This is a genomic window from Frankiales bacterium (assembly GCA_016125335.1).
Taxonomy (GTDB): Bacteria; Actinomycetota; Actinomycetes; order S36-B12; family CAIYMF01; genus Longivirga.
Genome location: WGLY01000015.1, coordinates 151,063 through 170,580 on the forward strand (window position 1 = coordinate 151,063; position 19,518 = coordinate 170,580).

The following is a 19,518-nucleotide window of genomic DNA, read 5'->3' on the forward strand; positions in this document are numbered from 1 at the left end:
CAGCGACAGGATGGGTGCGATGAGCGACGACGTCACCGGCGGTGCGGGCAGCGGCGTCCCCGCCGTGGTGAGCCTGCACCTCTACGGCGTCGCCGGCCTCGACGTGCTGCGCGCGGTGGCGCGCATGGGGCTCGACCGGCGTCCGGTCCGCGCCCTGCCCGGCGCGCGGTTCGTGAAGCTGCTCGGCACCGGGTCGGGGCGCACGTTCACCGTCCGCGACGCCGACCCGCACCACTGGGGGGTCCTCGCCTGCTGGTCCGACGACGACGGCCCGGCGCGGTACGAGCAGTCGCGCAGCCACGGCGCCTGGAGCGCGATGGCGCACGAGCAGGCGCGGATCCTCCTGCGGCCGCTGGGCTCCCGCGGCACGTGGGCCGGACGCCTGCCGTTCGGGGATCCCCGCCCGCAGCGGTGGGACGGGCCGGTGGCCGCGCTCACCCGCGCGCGCATCCGTCCCACGAGGTGGCGCACGTTCTGGGCGTCGGTGCCGCCCGTGTCCGACGACCTCGCCCGCGTGGAGGGCCTCGAGCTCGCGCTCGGCATCGGCGAGGCGCCCGTCGGGCTCCAGGGCACGTTCAGCCTGTGGTCCTCCGGGGCCGCGGTGTCGCAGTTCACCCACCGCCGCGAGGCGCACCAGGTGGTGGTGCGGCGCACCCGCGAGCTGGACTGGTACGCCGAGGAGCTCTTCGCCCGCTTCGCAGTCCTCGACGCGCGTGGCCGATACGACGGCCGGGATGTGGGGGTGGGCGGCCGGACCCCGTAAGGTCGCCCCCGCGATGAGCGTCCGCATCTACAACGGCCCTCACGCCGACCGACGCCGCGGCGGTTCGGGCGGCGTGCTCCGAGCGCTGCCCTGGATCCTCGCGCTCGCGACGATCGCCGCGCAGATCGCCTGGCCGCTCACCCACGGGTCCGTGCGCGACACGGTCACCGTCGTCAGCGTCGTGCTGTTCTTCCTCGCCAGCGCGTCGCACGCACTCGTGGCGCGCGGCGTGCTGTGGGCGCTCGGCTGGTTCGTGCTCTCGGCCGGCATCGGCTTCGGCGCCGAGGTGCTCGGCACCCGCACCGGGTTCCCGTTCGGCACCTACACCTACGCCGACACCCTCGGCCCGCTGGTCGCCGGCGTCCCCGTCGTCATCCCGCTGGCCTGGGCGATGATGAGCTACCCCGCTCTGCTGGCGGCCCGGCGCCTGAGCCGCGGGCCGCTGCTCACCCCGGTGGTCGCCGCTGTCGCGCTCGCCTCGTGGGACCTGTTCCTCGACCCGCAGATGGTCGGCGAGGGGCACTGGTCGTGGACGCTCGACAACACCCCCGTGCTCATCGGCATCACCGACGTCCCCGTGCAGAACTTCGTCGGGTGGCTGCTCGTGTCGCTGGTGCTCATGCTGCTGCTCGACCGGCTGCCGCGGCGGCGCAACGACGGCGGCGAGGGCGACGGCGTGCCGGCCCTGCTGTTCCTGTGGACCTACGTCTCGAGCATCGTCCTCAACGCCTTCTTCCTGCACCGCACCGGCGTGGCGGTGTGGGGCGGCGTCGTGATGGGCGTCGTCGCGATCCCCTACGCCGTGGCGCTGTGGCAGGGACGCGACTGAGCCGCGTCGGCCGTGCCGTCGTGGCGTCCGGCACCCTCGGCGCGTGCCTGGCCACCGCGCACACGGCGTACAACCTCACCCGGCTGCGCCGTCCCGCGCGCCGGCCCCCGGCCGTCGCCGAGCGCGTGAGCGTGCTGGTGCCCGCGCGCGACGAGGCCTCGCGCATCGGGTCGTGCGTGACGGCGCTGCTCGCGAGCCGCGGGCTGCGCGACGCGGAGGTCGTGGTGCTCGACGACGGCTCGCGCGACGGCACGGCCGAGGTCGTGCGCACCGCGGCCGACGGCGACCCCCGGCTGCACGTCGTGGACGGAGGCGGGGCGGACCCGCCACCGGGCTGGCTCGGCAAGACCTGGGCCTGCCACCGGCTCGCGGAGCTCGCCACCGGGCAGGTGCTGGTGTTCGTCGACGCCGACGTCGTGGTGGCGCCGCACGCGCTGGCGGCGTCGGTGGCGCTGCTGCGCCAGGGCGACCTCGACCTCGTGTGCCCCTACCCGCGCCAGCTCGCCGACGGCGTGCTGCCGCGTCTCGTGCAGCCGCTGCTGCAGTGGTCGTGGGCCACCCTGCTGCCGCTCGGCCTCGCCGAGCGCTCCCCCCGCGAGTCCCTCACGGCCGCCAACGGCCAGCTGCTCGCCGTGGACGCCGACGTGTACCGCCGCAGCGGCGGCCACGAGCACGTCCGTGGCGAGGTGCTCGATGACGTCGCGCTGCTGCGCGCGGTGAAGGCCGCCGGCGGGCGGGGCGGCGTCGTGGACGGCACGGAGCTGGCCAGCTGCCGGATGTACGACGACGCCGCGTCGCTGGTCGAGGGCTACACCAAGTCGCTGTGGTCGGCGTTCGGCTCGCCGGCCGGCGCGGCCGGCGTCGTCGTGCTGCTGTCGTGGCTCTACGTCGTGCCGGTGGTGGCGGCGCTGGTCGCCCGCGACCGCCGCACCCGGGCCTGGGGCGGGGCGGGGTACTCGGCGGGCGTCGCGGGACGCGTGCTGGTGGCGCGGCGCACCGGCGGTCGCGTAGTGCCGGACACCGCCGCGCACCCCGTCTCGGTGCTGGCCTTCGCCGCGCTCGTGGCCGAGTCGTGGCGCCGGCGCCACGCCGGCACCCTCGCCTGGCGCGGCCGCCCCCTCCCCTGACCCGCCCGGCCCCGTCGTTACTGCCCGAACACCCGGAAAATGCGCCGGTTTCCGCGCGTTCGACGTGTAACGCGGGGGTGGGCTGGAGGGGGGCCGCGGCGCCGGGGCCTAGGCTCGTCGCCCGTGGCGCGCGTGGTGGTGATCGGTGCGGGCATGGGCGGCATGGCCGTGGCGGCCCGGCTCGCGGTGAAGCGGCACGACGTCACCGTCGTCGAGCAGGCGCCCACCTACGGCGGCAAGGTCGGCTCCTACGAGCGCGACGGCTTCGTGTTCGACACCGGTCCGTCGCTGCTCACCCTGCCCGCGGTGTACCGCGACCTGTTCAACAAGACCGGCGCGGGACTCGACGAGACCGTCGACCTGGTCGAGCTCGAGCCCGGGTTCCGCTACCGCTTCCCCGACGGCACGGCGGTGGAGCTGCCGGGCGTCGACACCGGCCGCGTCGCGCTCGCCCTCGGCGACGCGCTCGGCGGCGCCGCCGCCGACGACTGGCGCGCCCTCATGCGCCACGCCTCCGACGTCTGGCAGCTCACCCGCAGGCCCTTCCTCGAGTCGCCGCTGTCCGGCCCCTCGGACCTGCTGCCGCTGGCGCGGCGGCTCTCCGACGTCCGCACGGTGGCCCCGTTCACGAGCCTGCGGTCGCTGGGACGCCGCCACCTGCGCGACCCGCGGCTGCGCATGCTGCTCGACCGCTACGCGACCTACACCGGCTCCGACCCGCGCCGCGCACCCGCCGCGCTGGTCACCGTGCCCTACGTCGAGCAGACGTTCGGCGCGTTCCACGTCGGCGGTGGCATCCGCGTGCTCGCCGACGCGCTGCACCGCCGCTCGCTGGAGCGCGGCGTCGCCTACCGGTTCGGCGCCGACGCGGCCGAGGTGGTCACCGGCGCCGCGGGCGTCACCGGCGTGCGCCTGGCCGACGGCGAGGTGCTCGCGGCCGACGTCGTCGTGGCCGACGCGGACGCGACGCACCTCTACCGCGACCTCGTGCAGGACCCTCGTGGCCGCAAGCCGTTGCGCCGCCTGCGATCCGCGACGCCGTCGCTGTCCGGCTTCGTGCTGCTGCTCGCGGTGCGCGGCCGCACGCCGGGCCTGCGCCACCACAACGTGTGGTTCCCCGAGGACTACGACGCGGAGTTCGACTCCGTGTTCGGCCGCCGGGCCCGCCCCGTGGACGACCCCACGGTCTACGTGTGCGCGCCCGACGACGACCGGATGCGACCGGACGCCGACCACGAGTCGTGGTTCGTCCTCGTCAACGCGCCGCGCCACGGGGCCGACGGCACGCCCGGCACGGTCGACTGGACCAGCCCGGGCCTCGCCGAGTCCTACCGCGACCGCGTGCTCGACGTCATGGCGGCCCGCGGCTACGACGTCCGCGACCGCCTGCTGTGGTCGCAGGTGCGTACGCCGGCCGACCTCGAGCGCGACACCCGCGCCCCCGGCGGCGCGATCTACGGCACGTCGTCCAACGGTGCCCGCGCCGCCTTCCTGCGCCCGGCCAACGCCTCGCCGGTGCCGGGGCTGTACCTCGTGGGCGGCTCGGCCCACCCGGGCGGCGGCCTGCCGCTGGTGGGCCTGTCCGCCGAGATCGTGGCCGACCTCGTCGGCCGCGCCTGACGCCGTCGGCCGCTGCGCCCGCACGCTGCCGGACGTCGACGACGGCCGGCGTCACGCGACCGTCACGCGCACGGTCGAGGACACCGACCCCCGGTACAGGCAGCTCAGCCCGGACGGCTGGCACGGTGTGTCGCTGCTTCGGTCGCCCCACGACGGCAGCAGCGCCCGGTAGGCGAGCGTGCCGCGCAGGTGCGGCCTGGTCGTGTAGTCCCAGCGCCCGCTGACCCGCGGCACGACCTGTCCCAGGGTGGACCACGCGCCGCTGACCCACCGCTGCACGAGCAGCACCGAGGCGTGGCGCGCCTTGCCGGACAGGGTCGTGGTCGCCCCGAGGCGGAGCAGAGTGGGGCTGGCCGAGGCGGTCACCCAGGTGCGGGTGGCGGGGTCGAGCCTGGTCCGGGTCCACTGCACGCCGTCGGCGTACCGACCATGGACGTTGTGGCGGTACAGCGTCGCCGTCGTCGACCCGCGCGCCTCCGGGTACGACGTGTACGAGTACGTCGCCCGTCCCTTGCTGTCGGTGAGCCGCGGTCCCAGCAGCCCTTGGTCGCAGCCGGAGTCGTGGCAGAACACGACGGGCACCCCGACCAGCAGCGTGCGGGACTGCTGGAGCATCGCCGTCACGGTCGCCGTCACCCGGCCCGTCCAGGAGTCCGCGACGGTCGCCGGCACGGTCGAGACGAGCAGCACGGGACGGTCCCGGCCGCGCACGCCGATCGAGGTGTCGGCGAGCCCGCGGAGGTCGAGCGTGTACTGCGTCCCCTGGAACCAGCTGCCCTCGATGACGACGAGATCGGTCACCTCGGTGCGCAGGCCGTCGTCGTTGGCGGTCACGTAGAAGGTCGACCGCCAGTCGCCGTCGGTCGGGCTGCCGCCCACCTGGTACAGGTTCTGGAGCCGTCCGTCGCCCAGCCGCAGGTACGGCGAGGTGAGCTCCTCGGAGTACTCGCCGGCGTTGACCGGCACCACCGGGAACGGCGAGACGATGTGCACGTCGACGACGACCTGGCCCACCTGCATCCCGGTGAGGTCGTAGTGGTGCTGACCGGTGAAGGTCACCGACGTCACCGACGGTCCGACCGGCTCGGTTCCGGCCGCGGGCGCTTGCAGCACGGGCAGGAGCAGCGCGCCCGCGAGCGCCGCGATCCATCCCCCTCGACGTGGCCTCATGGCCGCCTCCCCCCTCGGCACGGAGGTCGCCCGGCGAGGCCGGGACCTCGTGTCACCTGGAGCACGTCGCCTCCACGGTAGGCACCGGGATCCGCGGGTGTCGCGGTGGTGACGAGGCCGTCCGACGACGTCGTGCGCCCGTGTGGAGACGCGCACCCGCTCGGCGCGACGATGGCCCCGTGGCCCGGGTGGACCTCTACTGGATCCCGTTGGGCGCAGGCTCCCGCGTGCCGGTGGTGCGCGTGTGCGGTCGCGCCTACGAGCGGCTCGTGGCGTGGCGCGACCGCCGGGATCCCGCGCCGCTGTTCCACGCCGCGCTGCTCCTCCACGGCGACGACGCCACCTACGCGGTGGAGATGGCGCCGGTGTGGGGGCGCGAGCCGGTCGACCGCGGCGTCGTGGCCACGGGCCCGGTGGGCGCCGCCGTGCTGGGCCGCTCGCGGATGTTCCGCTACGAGGTGTGCCGCTGGCGCGGCGGTCGCATCCCGGACCTGGCCTTCGCCGTCGGGGGCGCGACCACGGTGCTCATGGGGCCCGAGGCGGTGGGCCGTGCGCTGCGGCTGCTCGACGAGGTCCCCGTGCACGTGTGGGGACGCGACGAGCTCGGGGCAGGCGACATGTGGAACTCCAACTCCGTCGTCGCCTGGTTGCTCGCGCGGGCCGGGGCCGACGTCGGCGGCCTGCACCCGCCGGGCGGCGGACGCGCCCCCGGCTGGTCCGCCGGCCTCGTCGCCTGACCGACCCGGCCGGCCCGCTGCCGGACGCGACGGGCGGGCCTGGCTACCAGTCGTCGCCGGACCGCTCCCGGCACGCGATCGGGACGCTGAGGTCGAGGTCGCGGCCCGGCAGGCGCAGCACCATGATCCCGTCGTCCTCGGACTCCGAGCGCTCACGCACCTCGCCGCGCAGCACGTACGTCGGCCCGCGCCAGCGCTCCCAGCCGAGCCGCTCGTAGAAGTGGTGGCTGGACGTCGCGAGCACCCCCACCTCGTAGCCGGCGCGCACGACCTCGGCCACCCCGCGCATCACGAGGGTGCCGAGGCCCTCGCCCTGCCGCGACGGGTCGACGGCGACACCCTCGACGTAGCCCGAGCGCAGGGTGCGGACGCCGGCCTCGCCGATGCCGTCCACGGCGCTCGCGGACCCCGGGTGGCCGACGTCGACGGCGCGCTCCACCACGGCCGCGTGCGCGAGGAACCGGTCGCCCTCGCGCAGCAGCACGCGGACCCCGCCGCACGTGTGGTCCCAGTCGTCGGCGGTGAAGGCGTCGTCCGGGTCGTCGCGGAAGCGGTGCGCGAACGAGACGTCGCACAGGTCCTTCACCGCCGCGCGCGCCGCCTCGCCGAGGGCGTCGTCGCCCACCACCCGCACCTCGACGTCGCCGCCCACCCGGACATCGTGCCGTCCCGCGGCCGCGCTGTCGGCCAGGATGGCCCCCGTGCCGGCCGACCACCCGATGACGTACGCCGTCGTCGAGCGCGAGCACCGATGGCTGCTGCCCGCCCCGCCCGCCGGGCTCGACCCGCGCGACGCGCTCCTGATCGAGGACCACTACCTCACCGGCACCCGGCTGCGCCTGCGGTGCGTCACCGACGCCGAGGGCCGGCGCACCTGGAAGCTCGGCCACAAGGTGGTGGTCGACGCCGGCCCGCCGCAGGGCGTCGCGCACACCTCCCTCTACCTCGACGACGCCGAGGCCGCACTGCTCGGCGCGCTGCCGGCGGCCGCGCTGTCGAAGACCCGCCACCGGGTCCGCCACGGCGGGCGCGACGCGGCGCTCGACGTCTTCCGCGGCGACCTCGCGGGGCTGGTGACCCTCGAGGTCGACCTCGGCCGCGGTCCCGAGCCCCCGGGCCACGCGACCGGGCACGGGATGGCGCCGCCCGTCGGCGCCCTTGCCGAGGTCACGGCCGACCCGCGCTTCGCCGGCGGCGCGCTCGCGACGACGACCCGCGCGACGCTGCGCGCGCTGCTGCTCGAGCACGGGCTCGACCCCGGACCGGACCGGTGACCGGCGTCCCCGCTCGGGAGGTGGACATCGACGAGCGGCTCGTCCGCCGCCTGCTCGAGACGGCCGCACCCGGGCTCGCCGCGCTGCCCTGCCACCTCGCCTTCCACGGCTGGGACAACGACATCTGGCGCCTCGGCGACCGGCTCGCCGTGCGGCTCCCGCGGCGGGAGATGGCCGCCACTTTGGCGGCGCACGAGCAGCGCAGCCTGGACCGCCTCGCGCCGCTGCTCCCCCTGGCCGTGCCCGCCCCCGTCGTCACGGGCGAGCCCGTCGACGGCGTCTTCCCGTGGCCGTGGAGCGTCGTGCCCTGGTACGACGGCGACCTCGCCGCCACGCACCCCCCGGAGCCCTCGCAGGCCGCCGTGCTCGGCGCCTTCCTGGCCCGCCTGCACTCCCTCGCACCGGACGGGCTGGCGGACAACCCGTTCCGCAGCGGCCCGCTCGCGCAGTACTCCGAGCCCATGGCCGGCCGGCTCGCCGCCCTGCGCGGCGACCCGTCGCTCGACGACGCGGACTCCGCGCTGATCGACGACGCCGAGCGGGCGTGGGGGGCCGGGCGCACCGCCGCGCCGGCGCCGCAGCGCGCATGGGTGCACGGCGACCTGCACCCGCGCAACGTGCTCACCCGCGACGGACGGCTGCACGTGGTGCTCGACTGGGGCGACACCACGGCCGGCGATCCGGCCGTCGACCTGTCGGCGGTGTGGTGGCTGTTCGACGTCGCGGCGCATGCCGCCGCGTTCGCGGCGTACGGCGAGCCGGACGACGACCTGTGGCTGCGCTCGCGTGCGTGGGCGGCGTACTTCGGCCTCATGTGGCTCGGCTTCCGGCTCGCGAGCGACCCGGCCCGGCTCGACGCCGAGGGCGCGCGCCTCGGCCGCGCGCTGCTGGAACGGGTCGCCGCGACGCCCGCGCCGCCGTGGGCTCAGTAGGAGCCGGTGACCAGCCAGCGCAGCAGCGTCGCCACCTCGTCGGGGTCGCCGAGGTGGCCGGAGTCCTCCTCCACGACCACGGTCGCCCCGGGCACGTGCCGCCCGAGCCAGGCGCCGTGGGCGGCCGGCACCAGCACGTCGCGGGCGCCGTAGCGCACCTCCACCGGCACCGCGATCTCGCCGACGTCGAACCCCCACGGACGGGTGAAGGCGAGGTCGTCGTCGACCCAGCCCCACACTCCCCCGCGCGCGAGGTCCTCGGTCGCCTCGCGCGTGACCTCGGCGACGTCCTCACGGCCGAGCACCGCGCGGTCGGCGTCGTCGAGGCCCCAGTCCTCGCCGAGCAGCAGGGCGGGGTCGAGCGCCACGCGGTCGGCCATCTCGCGCAGCTCGCGCTCGAGCTCGGGCACGAGGCGCTCGACGCCCTCGAGCGCCCAGCCGAACTCGGTGACGTTGAGCGGGTCCATGCCCGCGAAGAAGTCCAGGTCCGCCACGCCGTACGGCGCGACGCCCACCACGCAGCGCGTGCGCACCACGCGCTCGGGCAGCCGCGCTGCGACCGCGAGGCAGTGCGGGCCGCCGCCGGACGCGCCGGTCACCGCGAACCGCTCGATGCCGAGATGGTCGGCGAGGGCCGCGACGTCGGCCACGCAGTCGACCACGCGCCGCCCCTCGTGCCGGGTGGAGGCGCCGTACCCGGGACGGTCGTAGGTGATCATGCGGACGCCGGCCGCCACCCGGATCGCGTCGTCGGGATGGCGGTTGAGCCGCCCGCCCGGCGTGCCGTGGATCGCGACGACGGGGAACCCCTGCGGGTCGCCCCACTCCGCGTAGCACAGCGTGCGCCCGTCGGGCAGGGTCAGCGTGCGCCGGGTGCGATCCTCGTCGGCCATGGGCGGATCCTGGCAGCCACGGCCGCCCCATGGAGGCTCGACCGCGGATGCCCGACGGCCGCGCCCGGCCCGCAGGCCGGGTGCCGTCGCCTCAGTCCTGCGCCGGGCGCCCGGCGGTCCCGCCGCGCGCGGTCGGCTCGTCCCTCTCGTCGCCGTCGCCGTCGGAGGTGTCGTCCGCCTCGCCGTCGTCCCCCGCGGCCTCGTCCTCGCGGCGCGCGGCCTGGCCGGGGTCGGGCGAGACGTAGGGCAGCGCGAGGGTGGCCAGGAGGCCGACGCCGATGACGCCCGCCGCGATGCCGGTGGTCCAGCGGCTCGCCGTCACCAGGGCCGCGGCCGCAGCCTCGCCCGCGGCGGCCGTGGCCGGGTCCGCCCGCAGCGACGGGATCACCGAGCCCGCGCTGCCCTGCACGGCGCTCGAGATCGACTCCGCCGCCTGCGGCGGGGCACCGGTGGCCTCCACGTTGGTCGTGGTGGCCCGGCCGAGGGTGGTGAGCAGCAGGGTGCCGAGGAGGGCGACGCCCAGCGCGGAGCCCAGCTGCCGGAAGGTGCTCTGCAGACCGGAGGCCTGGCCGGACTCGGTCACCGGGATCTCGGCGAGGATCACGCTCGTCAGCTGCGCCGTCGCCATGCCCACGCCGAGGCCGTAGAGGAAGAGCCACAGCGCGACCAGCCACCCGCTGATGTCGAGCGAGACCGTCAGCGCGAGCCCGAGGACCGCGACGGCCTCGGTCGCGAGACCGGCGCGCACCACGGCCCGGCCGCCGAAGCGCCCGGTGAGCCGCGGCGTCATCCCGGACACGACGAAGGTGCCCATGGCCAGCGCCGCGATGAGCCAGCCGGTGTCGAGCGCGGAGAACCCGAGGGCGTTCTGCAGCAGCAGCGGCAGGGTGAACAGCAGCCCGAACTCGCCGAGGGCGACGATCAGCGCGGCCAGCGACCCGAACCGGAACGAGCGCACGTCGAGCAGCCCGAGGTCGACGAGCACGTTCTTGCCCGCGCGCGCCCGGCGCCGCTGCACCACCCAGAAGCGCCACAGGAAGACCACGCCCACGACGAGGGCCACCGGCACCGGCGACAGCGTGCCGTCGGCCTGACGCCACCAGCCGTAGTGCTGGCCCTCGATGAGCGCGAACACGATGCCCGCGAGGCCGACCGCGGAGAGCGTCACGCCGTACAGGTCCAGGCGCCGCGGCGCGTCCTCGTCGCGGGTCTCCGGGACGGCGACCACGATCAGGGCCAGCACCACGAGGCCGACCGGAACGTTGAGCAGGAACGACCAGCGCCAGCTGTAGTCGGTGGTGAGCCAGCCGCCCACGAGCGGGCCGAGCGCGGCCATGCCGCCGATCGTCGAGCCCCACACGGCGAACGCGATCGCGCGCTCGCGGCCGACGAACACGGCGTTGAGGGTCGACAGCGTGCTCGGCAGGATCATCGCCGCGCCAAGGCCCTGGAGCAGCCGGGCGCCGAGCAGCATCAGCGGGGTGGTGGACAGGCCCGCCAGCACGGAGGCGACCACGAAGATCGCCATGCCCAGCAGGAACAGCCGGCGCCGCCCCCAGATGTCCCCCGCGCGGCCCACGGTGAGCAGCAGCGCCGCGAAGACCAGGGAGTAGATCGCGTTCATCCACTCCGCCTGCGTGGCGTCGAGGTGCAGGTCCTCGATCACCGTCGGCAGCGCGACGTTGACGACCGTGGCGTCCATGATGATGAGGGAGACGCCCAGCGCGACCGCGGCCAGGCCCCACCACCGGCGCCGGTCGGGCGTCGCAGCCGAGGTCGGCGTCGCGGACGTGCCTCGGGTAGGGTTCTTCTCGACGCTCATGTCGGCATCATACCGACGCAAGTGTCGAGACCGCATCTCGGGGGCGAGGGAGGGACCATGCCGCGCATCGAGGCGCCCACGGTGGCCGAGCACCACCGGATGCGCCGGGCCGCCCTGCTCGAGGCGGCCGAGGAGGTGCTCGCCGAGCAGGGTGCGGACGCCCTCACGCTCGGCGCGGTGGGCGAGCGCGCCGGGCTGGCCCGCTCGAGCGTGTACCAGTACTTCTCCTCGGCGGGCGCCCTCATGGCGGCCCTGGTGGAGGACGCCTTCCCGCGCAGCACGGACCGGCTGCGGGCCGCGGTCGACGCCGAGGCCACGCCGCGGGGCAAGGTGGACGCCTTCGCCGTCACGGCGCTCGGCCTGGCCACCGACCGCACCCACCGCTCGCTGGAGGTGCTCGGGGCGGTCGACCTCCCGGCCGAGTGCCGGGCCCGGCTGCTCGAGCTGCACCACGAGCAGGCCGCGCCGCTCGTCGACGCGCTCACCGCGCTCGGGCTCGCCTCGCCGGAGGTCACCGCCCGGCTCGTCCTCGGGATCGTCCATGCCGCGGCGGCCCTGGTCACCGAGGGCCTCGACGTCGAGGACGCCCGCAGCCAGGTGCTGGGCCTGCTGCACGAGGGCCTCGGCGTCGACTGACCCCAGGCGATGCGTCCGGGCGGGGAGGTCAGCGCAGGCGGCGGCGCACCGTCACGAGCAGCTGCACGATCCCGACGGCGCCCACCCCCACCAACGCCCAGGCGCCGAGCGCGGCCCACGTGACCGCCTCGCCCGGGTAGACGCCGGCGGCGAGGAGGAACGCCGCCGCCACGATGACCCGGGTGGGGCGCTCCCCCACGGTCACGACGCCGATGTCGTCCATGCCCACGGCGGTGGCCCGGGCCCGCGCGTACTCCTGGACGAACGCGAGGGCGGCGGCCGCGACGCACACCGGCGTCGGGGCGCCGACCACCCACAGCGCGAGCACGTGCGCCAGGTCGCTGAGCCGGTCGAGCACGGAGTCCAGCACGGCGCCCCAGGCGCTGGCGCGACCCGTGAGCACCGCCACGGCGCCGTCGAGGGAGTCCATCAGCCCCGAGACGCCCACCACCACGGCACCGGCCACGACCCAGCGGCCGCCCGGCACGCACAGGCCCACGGCCGCGGCGGAGACCAGCACCCCCAGCAGCGAGACGACGTCGGGCGAGGCGCCCGCCCGGGCGAAGGGCACGGCGCAGGCGTGCACCACCCGCAGCCACGTGCCCACCACGCGCGAGGAGCGCGGGTCGTACCCCCCGTGCAGCCCCTGCCACGTGTCGAGGTAGCTGTCGAGGCTCGGGACGGCGCGTGCCATCGACGACGCCGCTCAGCCGACCGGGCCGAGCGCCCAGGAGACGGTGACCACCGCCGACACGACGCCCTCGCCGGGGTCCACCGGCATCGGCGGCCCGCCCTCCGCCGCCATGGCCATCCGGCGCGGCACGGCACCGCCGCCGGAGTCGCCCTCCGTCACGTGGCGCACCTCGCCCAGCGCCTGCCCGGCGAGCCCGGCGTACTGCTCGGCCCGGGCCCGCGCGTCGGCGAACGCGGCCTCGCGCGCGCTGCGCTCGAGCGCGGCCGGGTCGTGGTGGGCGAAGCTCACCCCGTCCACGCGCGCCCCGTCGCCGCCGGCGTCGACCGCCGCCACGAGCACCGAGCCCACGCGGCCGAGGTCCTCGAGCCGCACGGACAGCGCGAGCGAGGCCTCGTAGCCGGTGACCGTCGGCCACGGGTTGTGCACCGGGCTCAGCGACACCCGCGTGGTCGACAGGTCGCCGGGCGCGGCGCCGGCCCCCAGCACCGCCTCGCGCATCTGCGCCATCGCGTAGGTGGCGCGGGCGGTCGCGTCGCTCGGCGTCGTCGCGCGGGCCGTGGCCGCGAGCCGCAGCGTGGCCTCGTCGTACGGCGCCGCGGCGCGGCCGTGCCCGGTCACCGTCACGGTCCTGCCCATGGCCGCGATCCTGCCCGACGCCGGTGCGCGCCGCCCGTCAGACGCGGGCGCCGAGGCCGAGGTTGGTGTAGATCTCGCGGCTCGAGGTGGACCGGTTCAGCGTGTAGAAGTGCAGCCCGGGGGCGCCGGCGTCCAGCAGCGCCTGCGCCATCTCGGTGGCGACCAGCACCCCCTCCGCGTGGACGGCGTGCGGGTCGTCGGCCACCGATCGGAACCGCGCGGCGAGCTCGTCCGGGAAGGCCGTGCCGGCCAGCTGCCCGAAGCGCTCGATCTGCGAGATGTTCGTGAGCGGCATGAGCCCCGGCACGATCGGCATCGTGCAGCCCGCGGCGCGGGCCCGGTCGACGAGCTCGACGTAGTCCTCGACGCGGAAGAACAGCTGCGTGACGGCGAAGCCGGCGCCCGCGGCCTGCTTGGCCGCCAGCACCTCGGCGTCGCGCTCGAGCGACGGCGACTCGGGGTGCTTCTCCGGGAACGCGGCCACGCCGACGGAGAAGTCGCCCAGCGAGCGCACCAGCGACACGAGCTCGTCGGCGTGCTCGAGGCCGCCGTCGGTGCGCACCCACTCCGTGCCGAGGCCGCCCTGCGGGTCCCCGCGCAGCGCGAGGACGTTGCGCAGCCCGGCGTCGGCGTACGACCCGATCACCGCGCGCAGCTCGGCCACCGTCGCACCGACGCAGGTGAGGTGGGCCATCGCCAGCAGCGTGGTGTCCTCGAGGATCCGGCGGGTGGCCCGCACGGTGCGGTCGCGGGTGGAGCCGCCGGCGCCGTAGGTGACCGACACGAAGGTGGGCGCCAGCGGCTCGAGCTCGCGGATCGCCTGCCACAGCTGGCGTTCGCCCTCGTCGGTGCGCGGCGGGAAGAACTCGAACGAGAAGGAGTGACGGCCGGACGCGAGCAGCTCGCTGATGGACGTCGAGCGCGGAGCGGGGGCCATGGGGACGAGGGTACGACGCGACCCGCGGCCGGCTCCGCACGGTCCGAGGGGCGGACGAGCCCCGCGGACCGCCCGGTCCGCAGCCATGTCGCGGGATCGTCACGGCGTCGTCACGGCATGCCGGGTCGCGGCGCTCGCCCTACTCTGGCCCCGTGACTCAGGAGGGGAGAGCCGTGGCAGCGCTGGACGCCGAGGACCTCAGGGTCCGGGTCCAGAAGCGGCTCGACGACTTCCTCGCGGCCCAGGTGCCGGTGCTCGACGACATCTCCCCGGACCTGGCCCAGCTCTCCGACGCGCTGACCGACCTCCTGCGCGGTGGCAAGCGGCTGCGGCCGGCGTTCGCCTACTGGGGCTGGCGCGGCGCGGGCGGGCACGACTGCGAGGAGGCGATCGCCGCCGCCACCTCCCTCGAGCTGCTCCAGGCCTGCGCCCTGGTGCACGACGACGTCATGGACGGCAGCGACACGCGGCGCGGCCTGCCCGCGGCGCACCGCCGCTTCGCCGCGCTGCACACGGGCAACAGCTGGCGCGGGTCCGCCGACGGCTTCGGCGTGGGCGCGGCGATCCTGCTCGGCGACCTCTGCCTGTCGTGGGCCGACGAGCTCCTCATGTCCAGCGGCCTGCCGGTCCAGTCGCTGGTGCGCGCCAAGCCCGTCTACGACCTCATGCGCACCGAGCTCATGGCCGGCCAGTACCTCGACCTGCTCGAGCAGGCCATGGGCGGCGGGTCTGCGTCGCGGGCGATGCGCGTGGTGCGCTACAAGGCGGCGAAGTACACGATCGAGCGGCCGCTGCACCTCGGGGCCGCCCTCGCCGGCGCACCCGACGAGCTGCTCACCTCCTACTCGGGGTTCGGCCTCCCCCTGGGCGAGGCCTTCCAGCTGCGCGACGACGTCCTCGGCGTCTTCGGCGACCCGGAGCGCACGGGCAAGCCGGCCGGGGACGACCTGCGCGAGGGCAAGCGCACCGTGCTCGTGGCCACGGCCGGCGAGGCCGCGACGCCGCAGCAGGCCGACCTGCTGCGCCGCCACCTCGGCGACCCGGACCTCGACGCCGCCGGCGTCGACGCCCTGCGCGAGGTCATCGTCGACACGGGCGCGCTCGCCCACGTGGAGGCCCTGATCGAGGCGCTCACCGCCCAGGCGCTGGGCGCGATCGAGCGCGCCGACGTCGACGCCGAGGCCCGCGAGGTGCTGCGCGACCTCGCGATCGCCTCGACCGAGCGGACGGTGTGAGCCGTCGTGCCGCTGCGCCCGATGCGACGCGTGACCGGGCCGACCGACGAGGTGGTCGTCGTCGGCGCCGGCCTGGCCGGCCTGTCCTGCGCGCTGCGCCTCGCGGGTGCGGGGCGCAGCGTCACCGTCGTGGAGCGCGAGGCCGTGCCCGGCGGGCGGGCCGGCGTCATCGAGGACTCCGGCTACCGCATCGACACCGGGCCCACCGTGCTCACGATGCCCGACCTCATCCGTGACGCCTTCGCCGCCGTCGACGAGGACATGGACGACTGGCTCGACCTCATGCCGGTCGACCCGCTCTACCGGGCCTTCTTCCCGGACGGCTCGCAGCTCGACGTCCACGCCGACATCGACGCCATGGCCGACGAGATCGCCCGGGTCGTGTCGCCCGCGGAGGCGGCGGGCTACCGCTCCTTCGTCGACCTCGTCTCGCGCATCTACCGCTACGAGATGCGCGACTTCATCGACCGCAACATCGACACCCCGCTCGACCTCCTCACCGCCAACCTCGCCCGCCTCGCCGGCGTCGGCGGGTTCCGGCGGCTCGCGCCCGTGGTCGCGTCGCACCTGCACGACCCGCGCACCCAGCGGGTGTTCAGCTTCCAGTCCATGTACGCCGGGCTCGCCCCGCAGGACGCGCTGGCCATCTACGCGGTCATCGCCTACATGGACTCCGTGGCCGGGGTCTTCTTCCCGCGAGGAGGGATGCACGCGCTGCCCCGCGCCATGGCCGCGGCGGCCGAGAAGCACGGGGTGCGGTTCCGCTACGGCACCGAGGTCGCGAGCGTCGAGCTGCAGGGTCGGCGCGCCACCGCGGTCGTCACCACCGAGGGCGAGCGGCTGCCCGCCGACACGGTGGTGCTCAACCCGGACCTGCCCGTGGCGTGGCGCGACCTGCTCGGGCGCGAGCCGTGGAGCGTGCGCCGGCTGCGCTACTCGCCGTCGTGCTTCCTGCTGCTGGCGGGCTCCACGGCGTCGTACTCCCGCACCGCGCACCACAACATCCACTTCGGCCGGGCCTGGGACGGCGTGTTCCGCGAGCTCATCGACGAGAAGCGGCTCATGAGCGACCCGAGCCTGCTCGTCACCAACCCCACCCGGTCCGACCCGTCGCTGGCCCCCGAGGGCCGCCAGGTCTACTACGTCCTGCTGCCCACCCCGAACCTCGACGCCGACATCGACTGGCGGGTGGAGGGCCCGCGCTACCGCGACGAGGTCGTGCGCACGCTGGAGTCGCGCGGGTACATCGGCTTCGGCGACGGCATCGAGGTCGAGCACCTCACCACCCCGCTGGACTGGCAGGCCCGCGGCATGGAGCGGGGCTCGCCGTTCGCGGCGGCGCACACGTTCCTCCAGACCGGGCCGTTCCGCCCGTCGAACCTGTGGGGCGAGAACGTCGTCTTCACCGGGTCCGGCACCCAGCCGGGGGTCGGCGTCCCCATGGTGCTGGTCTCGGGGCGCCTCGCCGCCGAGCGGGTCACCGGGCCGGACCGGTCCTACGCCCCGTCCTACCTGCACTGACGCACGCCGCCCCGCCCCCCCGCCAGACACCGGGAGCGGGCCGTACGGGGCGAAAGGGACGAAACGCGGCACGGTCCCCTCAGGTTCCCGTCCGATGAGCGACGTGCGTCACGCTCGACCCACCCGATCGCGTTGGGATCCGGGCGATCCGCGGCCGTACCCTGTGCCCGTGGCTTCCGGCGACCCCTCATCGGAGGACCTCCACCCGACCGACCACGGCATCGCGTTCACGCTGCGCTACGCCGTCCCCGGTCTCGTGGGGTCCGCCGTCCTCGCGATCGGCGCGCTCGGCGTCGGCTGGGTCCCCACCGACGAGCTGAACAGCACCATCATCCACGCGATGCAGTCCCCCGGGCTGGGCAAGCTCGTGTCCACCGCCTCGGTCATCCTCGGCGGCGCGCTGCTGCTCCAGTCGTGGCTCGTGGTCGGCGGCGACGTGCTCGCCGGGCACATCCGGGGCGTGCGCGGCCTGTGGGGCGTGCTCGCGCTCTGGGTCACCCCGCTCATGCTCGTGCCGCCGCTGTTCAGCCGCGACGCCTACTCCTACTACGCCCAGGGCAAGCTGATGCTCCGGGGCGTCGACCCCTACACCAACGGGGTCGCCTCGATCCCCGGGTGGTTCGACAGCGGCGTCGACCCGATGTGGCAGAACACGCCCACGCCTTACGGCCCGTTGTTCCTCGCGCTCTCCCGCGGCATGGCCGCGCTGACGTCGAACCCGTTCATGGCGGTGATCGGCTTCCGCGTGCTGGCGGTGGTCGGTGTCGCGCTGCTCGCCTACTACGTGCCGCGCCTGGCCTTCCACCACGACATCGAGCCGGCCAAGGCCTTGTGGCTCGGCGTCATGAACCCGTTGGTGCTCATGCACTTCGTCGCTGGCGTGCACAACGACGCGCTCATGGTCGGGCTGCTGGTGGCGGGGCTCTGCCTCGCCGTGGAGCACCGCGTCGTCGCCGGCACGCTGCTGGTCGTCGCGGCGGGCATGGTGAAGCCGATCGGCCTGCTGGCGCTGCCGTTCGTCGGGCTGGTCTGGGCCGGCACCCGCGCGGACTGGCGCGGGCGCTTCCTGGCCTGGGCCAAGGTCGGCGGCCTCACCACCGTGTCGTTCGTGGTCTTCTCCGCGATCGTCGGGCTCTCGGCCGGCTGGATCCGCGCCCTCACCACGCCCGGCGTGGTGAAGACCTGGCTCTCCCCCTCGACCGCAGCGGGGATGTTCACCGGCGACGTGCTCGACTGGATCGGTCTGGGCGACCACACCGACCTCGCCGTGAACGTCTTCCGGATGCTGTTCATGATCGCGGCGATCGCCATCGTGGCCTGGCTGATCCTGCGTCCCGAGGGGCGCACCCCGGTGCGCGGCGCCACGCTCGCCTTCGTCGTCGTCGTGCTGTTCGGCCCGGTCGTGCAGCCCTGGTACCTGCTGTGGGCGCTGCCGCTCGCGGCCGCCTCCGGCCTGAGGCCGCGCTCGCTGAAGTGGGTGATGCTCGGCGTCGCCGCGTTCACCCTCTACGGGCTGTGGGAGACCAGCGCCTCGGCCGACAGCCTCATCGAGCTCTCGGACGGCATCGCCATGGTGGCCTCCGCCGCCGCGGTCGCGATCGCGGTGTCGATCTCGCCGCGGGAGCGCCAGCTGCTCTTCGGTGAGCCCAGCGCCCACGGGCTCGTCCCGGAGGACGCGGTCTCGGCGGCCCGGCGCGACCTGCTCGTGGTGCAGCCGGCCTCCCGCTGACCCGGGGCAGGCGTCAGAGGGCGTCGACGTCGATGTCGGGGCCCTCGCCCAGCAGCACCACTCCCCCGCCGACGCCGTCGCGGTTCCAGCCGCGCACCGCGCCGCGCAGGACGTCGAGCGCCACGGCGAAGTCGGGCGGGTCGGCCTCGGCGAACTCGCCCCAGCCCGACCACACCACGAGCACCCCGTCGGCGCCCTCGTGGTCGAGGTCGGCCAGGCACTCCTCGAGCGCGTCCCAGTTCATGCCGAACCACTCGGGCAGCTCGAAGGCCTCGTCGCACGCCTCGAGGAACGCGGCGCGGTCCTCGACGTCGGTGCCGTCGAGCACCACGCAGCGCCAGCCGAGCCTGGCGGCCGCGTCCTCGTACTCGTCGACGGCGCGGCCCTCGGCGCGACGCACGCCGCGCAGCTCGGACAGCCTCAGTGCACTCATCCGGACACCCCCGAGACGATCTCGTGGAACGACGCGTAGTGGTCGTCGGAGTAGAACTTGCCACCGTCGCGCCCCGCGACGATGCGCCGGGCACCGCGGTCCGGCGAGCCCGGCGTGACGACCGTGTACTCCTGGTACCAGCCCGACGGATGGGCCGGCAGCAGCCCCTCGCGGTTGGAGAACGTCGCGCCGTCCTTGGCGTAGGGGAACGGGCCCCCCGCCGCGATGAGGCGCAACGTGTCGACCCCCTGCGGCGGGAGCGCAGCCACCGTCATCGTGGGCAGGCCGGACACCGGCTGCGCCGGCGCGAGCGCCGCCGTCCCCGATCCCGCGGGGACGGAGGGTGCGGCCGCCGACGTCGTCCCCCCGCACGCCGCCACGGCGGGCAGCAGCAGGGCGACCAGCACCCAGAGCAGGGCGAGCCGCGGCGCGCGGCTGCGGTGTCCGGTCGGGATGGGCCGCACGCTCGGTATCGTGGCACGGCCCGACCGGCGGGCACCACGCATCGGTGCGAGGATCTGACCCCATGA

19 protein-coding genes are annotated in these 19,518 nt (G+C 75.5%); 10 read left to right on the plus strand and 9 right to left on the minus strand.

Annotation, left to right across the window (positions count from 1 at the left end):
* Positions 1 to 19: 19 nt before the first annotated feature.
* The 4 genes from GC157_08815 (at position 20) to crtI (GC157_08830) (ending at position 4,339) form a co-directional block, all read left to right on the plus strand.
* Positions 20 to 763, plus strand: a complete 744-nt coding sequence (locus tag GC157_08815; GenBank protein MBI1377566.1) for a monooxygenase — start codon at positions 20 to 22, stop codon at positions 761 to 763.
* 13 nt (positions 764 to 776) lie between these two features.
* Positions 777 to 1,592: a carotenoid biosynthesis protein gene (locus GC157_08820; GenBank protein MBI1377567.1), complete on the plus strand. Its 816-nt coding sequence runs from the start codon at positions 777 to 779 to the stop codon at positions 1,590 to 1,592.
* The gene (locus tag GC157_08825) at positions 1,589 to 2,719 is read left to right on the plus strand and encodes a glycosyltransferase (protein ID MBI1377568.1); all 1,131 of its coding nucleotides are present in this window, start codon (positions 1,589 to 1,591) and stop codon (positions 2,717 to 2,719) included. The genes GC157_08820 and GC157_08825 overlap by 4 nt, the downstream gene beginning before the upstream one ends.
* A 123-nt stretch (positions 2,720 to 2,842) precedes the next feature.
* Complete coding sequence (gene crtI / locus GC157_08830; protein MBI1377569.1) at positions 2,843 to 4,339, plus strand: phytoene desaturase; 1,497 nt, start codon at positions 2,843 to 2,845, stop codon at positions 4,337 to 4,339.
* A gap of 51 nt (positions 4,340 to 4,390) precedes the next feature.
* Here the strand turns inward: crtI (GC157_08830) and GC157_08835 are convergent, their stop codons facing one another.
* Positions 4,391 to 5,509, minus strand: a complete 1,119-nt coding sequence (locus GC157_08835) for a hypothetical protein (GenBank protein ID MBI1377570.1) — start codon at positions 5,507 to 5,509, stop codon at positions 4,391 to 4,393.
* Positions 5,510 to 5,688: 179 nt separating this feature from the next.
* On the opposite strand from GC157_08835, the gene GC157_08840 reads away from it, so the two are divergent.
* Positions 5,689 to 6,246 carry a hypothetical protein gene (locus GC157_08840; protein ID MBI1377571.1) on the plus strand — a complete coding sequence of 186 codons (558 nt, stop codon included), beginning with the start codon at positions 5,689 to 5,691 and terminating at the stop codon, positions 6,244 to 6,246.
* Positions 6,247 to 6,289: 43 nt separating this feature from the next.
* On the opposite strand, the gene GC157_08845 is transcribed toward GC157_08840, so the two are convergent.
* Entirely contained in the window at positions 6,290 to 7,051 is a 762-nt protein-coding gene (locus GC157_08845) for a GNAT family N-acetyltransferase (GenBank protein ID MBI1377572.1), read from the minus strand.
* Positions 7,052 to 7,090: 39 nt separating this feature from the next.
* On the opposite strand from GC157_08845, the gene GC157_08850 reads away from it, so the two are divergent.
* Positions 7,091 to 8,452 (plus strand): phosphotransferase, encoded by a 1,362-nt coding sequence (locus tag GC157_08850; protein MBI1377573.1) that lies wholly within the window; start codon positions 7,091 to 7,093, stop codon positions 8,450 to 8,452.
* On the opposite strand, the gene GC157_08855 is transcribed toward GC157_08850, so the two are convergent.
* Together GC157_08855 and GC157_08860 are read right to left on the minus strand one after the other, a co-directional pair.
* Positions 8,446 to 9,345, minus strand: a complete 900-nt coding sequence (locus GC157_08855; GenBank protein MBI1377574.1) for an alpha/beta fold hydrolase — start codon at positions 9,343 to 9,345, stop codon at positions 8,446 to 8,448. The genes GC157_08850 and GC157_08855 overlap by 7 nt on opposite strands.
* Positions 9,346 to 9,436: 91 nt before the next feature.
* Entirely contained in the window at positions 9,437 to 11,167 is a 1,731-nt protein-coding gene (locus GC157_08860; GenBank protein MBI1377575.1) for a DHA2 family efflux MFS transporter permease subunit, read from the minus strand.
* A 57-nt stretch (positions 11,168 to 11,224) separates the two neighbouring features.
* Between GC157_08860 and GC157_08865 the strand changes: the two genes are divergently transcribed.
* A complete protein-coding gene (locus GC157_08865; protein MBI1377576.1) occupies positions 11,225 to 11,803 on the plus strand; it encodes a TetR family transcriptional regulator in 579 nt (192 codons plus the stop codon).
* Positions 11,804 to 11,831: 28 nt separating this feature from the next.
* Here the strand turns inward: GC157_08865 and GC157_08870 are convergent, their stop codons facing one another.
* From GC157_08870 to metF, 3 genes are read right to left on the minus strand one after another with little or no spacing between them, the layout of a single operon-like run.
* Positions 11,832 to 12,497 (minus strand): CDP-alcohol phosphatidyltransferase family protein, encoded by a 666-nt coding sequence (locus tag GC157_08870; GenBank protein ID MBI1377577.1) that lies wholly within the window; start codon positions 12,495 to 12,497, stop codon positions 11,832 to 11,834.
* 12 nt (positions 12,498 to 12,509) lie between these two features.
* A complete protein-coding gene (locus GC157_08875) occupies positions 12,510 to 13,133 on the minus strand; it encodes a DUF541 domain-containing protein (protein MBI1377578.1) in 624 nt (207 codons plus the stop codon).
* 37 nt (positions 13,134 to 13,170) lie between these two features.
* Positions 13,171 to 14,070, minus strand: a complete 900-nt coding sequence (gene metF, locus GC157_08880) for a methylenetetrahydrofolate reductase [NAD(P)H] (protein MBI1377579.1) — start codon at positions 14,068 to 14,070, stop codon at positions 13,171 to 13,173.
* A 182-nt stretch (positions 14,071 to 14,252) separates the two neighbouring features.
* On the opposite strand from metF, the gene GC157_08885 reads away from it, so the two are divergent.
* The 3 genes from GC157_08885 to GC157_08895 all read left to right on the plus strand — a co-directional run bounded on the left by GC157_08885 (position 14,253) and on the right by GC157_08895 (position 18,555).
* Positions 14,253 to 15,305, plus strand: coding sequence for a polyprenyl synthetase family protein (locus GC157_08885; protein ID MBI1377580.1), 1,053 nt, complete (start codon positions 14,253 to 14,255; stop codon positions 15,303 to 15,305).
* Between the two features lie 21 nt (positions 15,306 to 15,326).
* Positions 15,327 to 16,826 carry a phytoene desaturase gene (gene crtI / locus GC157_08890; GenBank protein ID MBI1377581.1) on the plus strand — a complete coding sequence of 500 codons (1,500 nt, stop codon included), beginning with the start codon at positions 15,327 to 15,329 and terminating at the stop codon, positions 16,824 to 16,826.
* Between the two features lie 169 nt (positions 16,827 to 16,995).
* Positions 16,996 to 18,555 carry a hypothetical protein gene (locus GC157_08895; GenBank protein ID MBI1377582.1) on the plus strand — a complete coding sequence of 520 codons (1,560 nt, stop codon included), beginning with the start codon at positions 16,996 to 16,998 and terminating at the stop codon, positions 18,553 to 18,555.
* Positions 18,556 to 18,568: 13 nt separating this feature from the next.
* Here the strand turns inward: GC157_08895 and GC157_08900 are convergent, their stop codons facing one another.
* Positions 18,569 to 18,988, minus strand: coding sequence for a hypothetical protein (locus tag GC157_08900; GenBank protein ID MBI1377583.1), 420 nt, complete (start codon positions 18,986 to 18,988; stop codon positions 18,569 to 18,571).
* Positions 18,985 to 19,494, minus strand: coding sequence for a hypothetical protein (locus GC157_08905; GenBank protein MBI1377584.1), 510 nt, complete (start codon positions 19,492 to 19,494; stop codon positions 18,985 to 18,987). The genes GC157_08900 and GC157_08905 overlap by 4 nt, the downstream gene beginning before the upstream one ends.
* Between the last annotated feature and the right edge of the window lie 24 nt (positions 19,495 to 19,518).

What these genes read in the sequence shown, in the direction of transcription:
- GC157_08860 (MBI1377575.1), bottom strand. Translation starts at nt 11,167, where the DNA reads ATGAGCGTCGAGAAGAACCCTACCCGAGGCACGTCCGCGACGCCGACC.
- GC157_08905 (MBI1377584.1), bottom strand. Translation starts at nt 19,494, where the DNA reads ATGCGTGGTGCCCGCCGGTCGGGCCGTGCCACGATACCGAGCGTGCGG.
- GC157_08865 (MBI1377576.1), top strand. Translation starts at nt 11,225, where the DNA reads ATGCCGCGCATCGAGGCGCCCACGGTGGCCGAGCACCACCGGATGCGC.
- GC157_08875 (MBI1377578.1), bottom strand. Translation starts at nt 13,133, where the DNA reads ATGGGCAGGACCGTGACGGTGACCGGGCACGGCCGCGCCGCGGCGCCG.
- metF (MBI1377579.1), bottom strand. Translation starts at nt 14,070, where the DNA reads ATGGCCCCCGCTCCGCGCTCGACGTCCATCAGCGAGCTGCTCGCGTCC.
- GC157_08835 (MBI1377570.1), bottom strand. Translation starts at nt 5,509, where the DNA reads ATGAGGCCACGTCGAGGGGGATGGATCGCGGCGCTCGCGGGCGCGCTG.
- GC157_08820 (MBI1377567.1), top strand. Translation starts at nt 777, where the DNA reads ATGAGCGTCCGCATCTACAACGGCCCTCACGCCGACCGACGCCGCGGC.
- GC157_08855 (MBI1377574.1), bottom strand. Translation starts at nt 9,345, where the DNA reads ATGGCCGACGAGGATCGCACCCGGCGCACGCTGACCCTGCCCGACGGG.
- GC157_08815 (MBI1377566.1), top strand. Translation starts at nt 20, where the DNA reads ATGAGCGACGACGTCACCGGCGGTGCGGGCAGCGGCGTCCCCGCCGTG.
- crtI (MBI1377581.1), top strand. Translation starts at nt 15,327, where the DNA reads ATGCGACGCGTGACCGGGCCGACCGACGAGGTGGTCGTCGTCGGCGCC.
- GC157_08900 (MBI1377583.1), bottom strand. Translation starts at nt 18,988, where the DNA reads ATGAGTGCACTGAGGCTGTCCGAGCTGCGCGGCGTGCGTCGCGCCGAG.
- GC157_08870 (MBI1377577.1), bottom strand. Translation starts at nt 12,497, where the DNA reads ATGGCACGCGCCGTCCCGAGCCTCGACAGCTACCTCGACACGTGGCAG.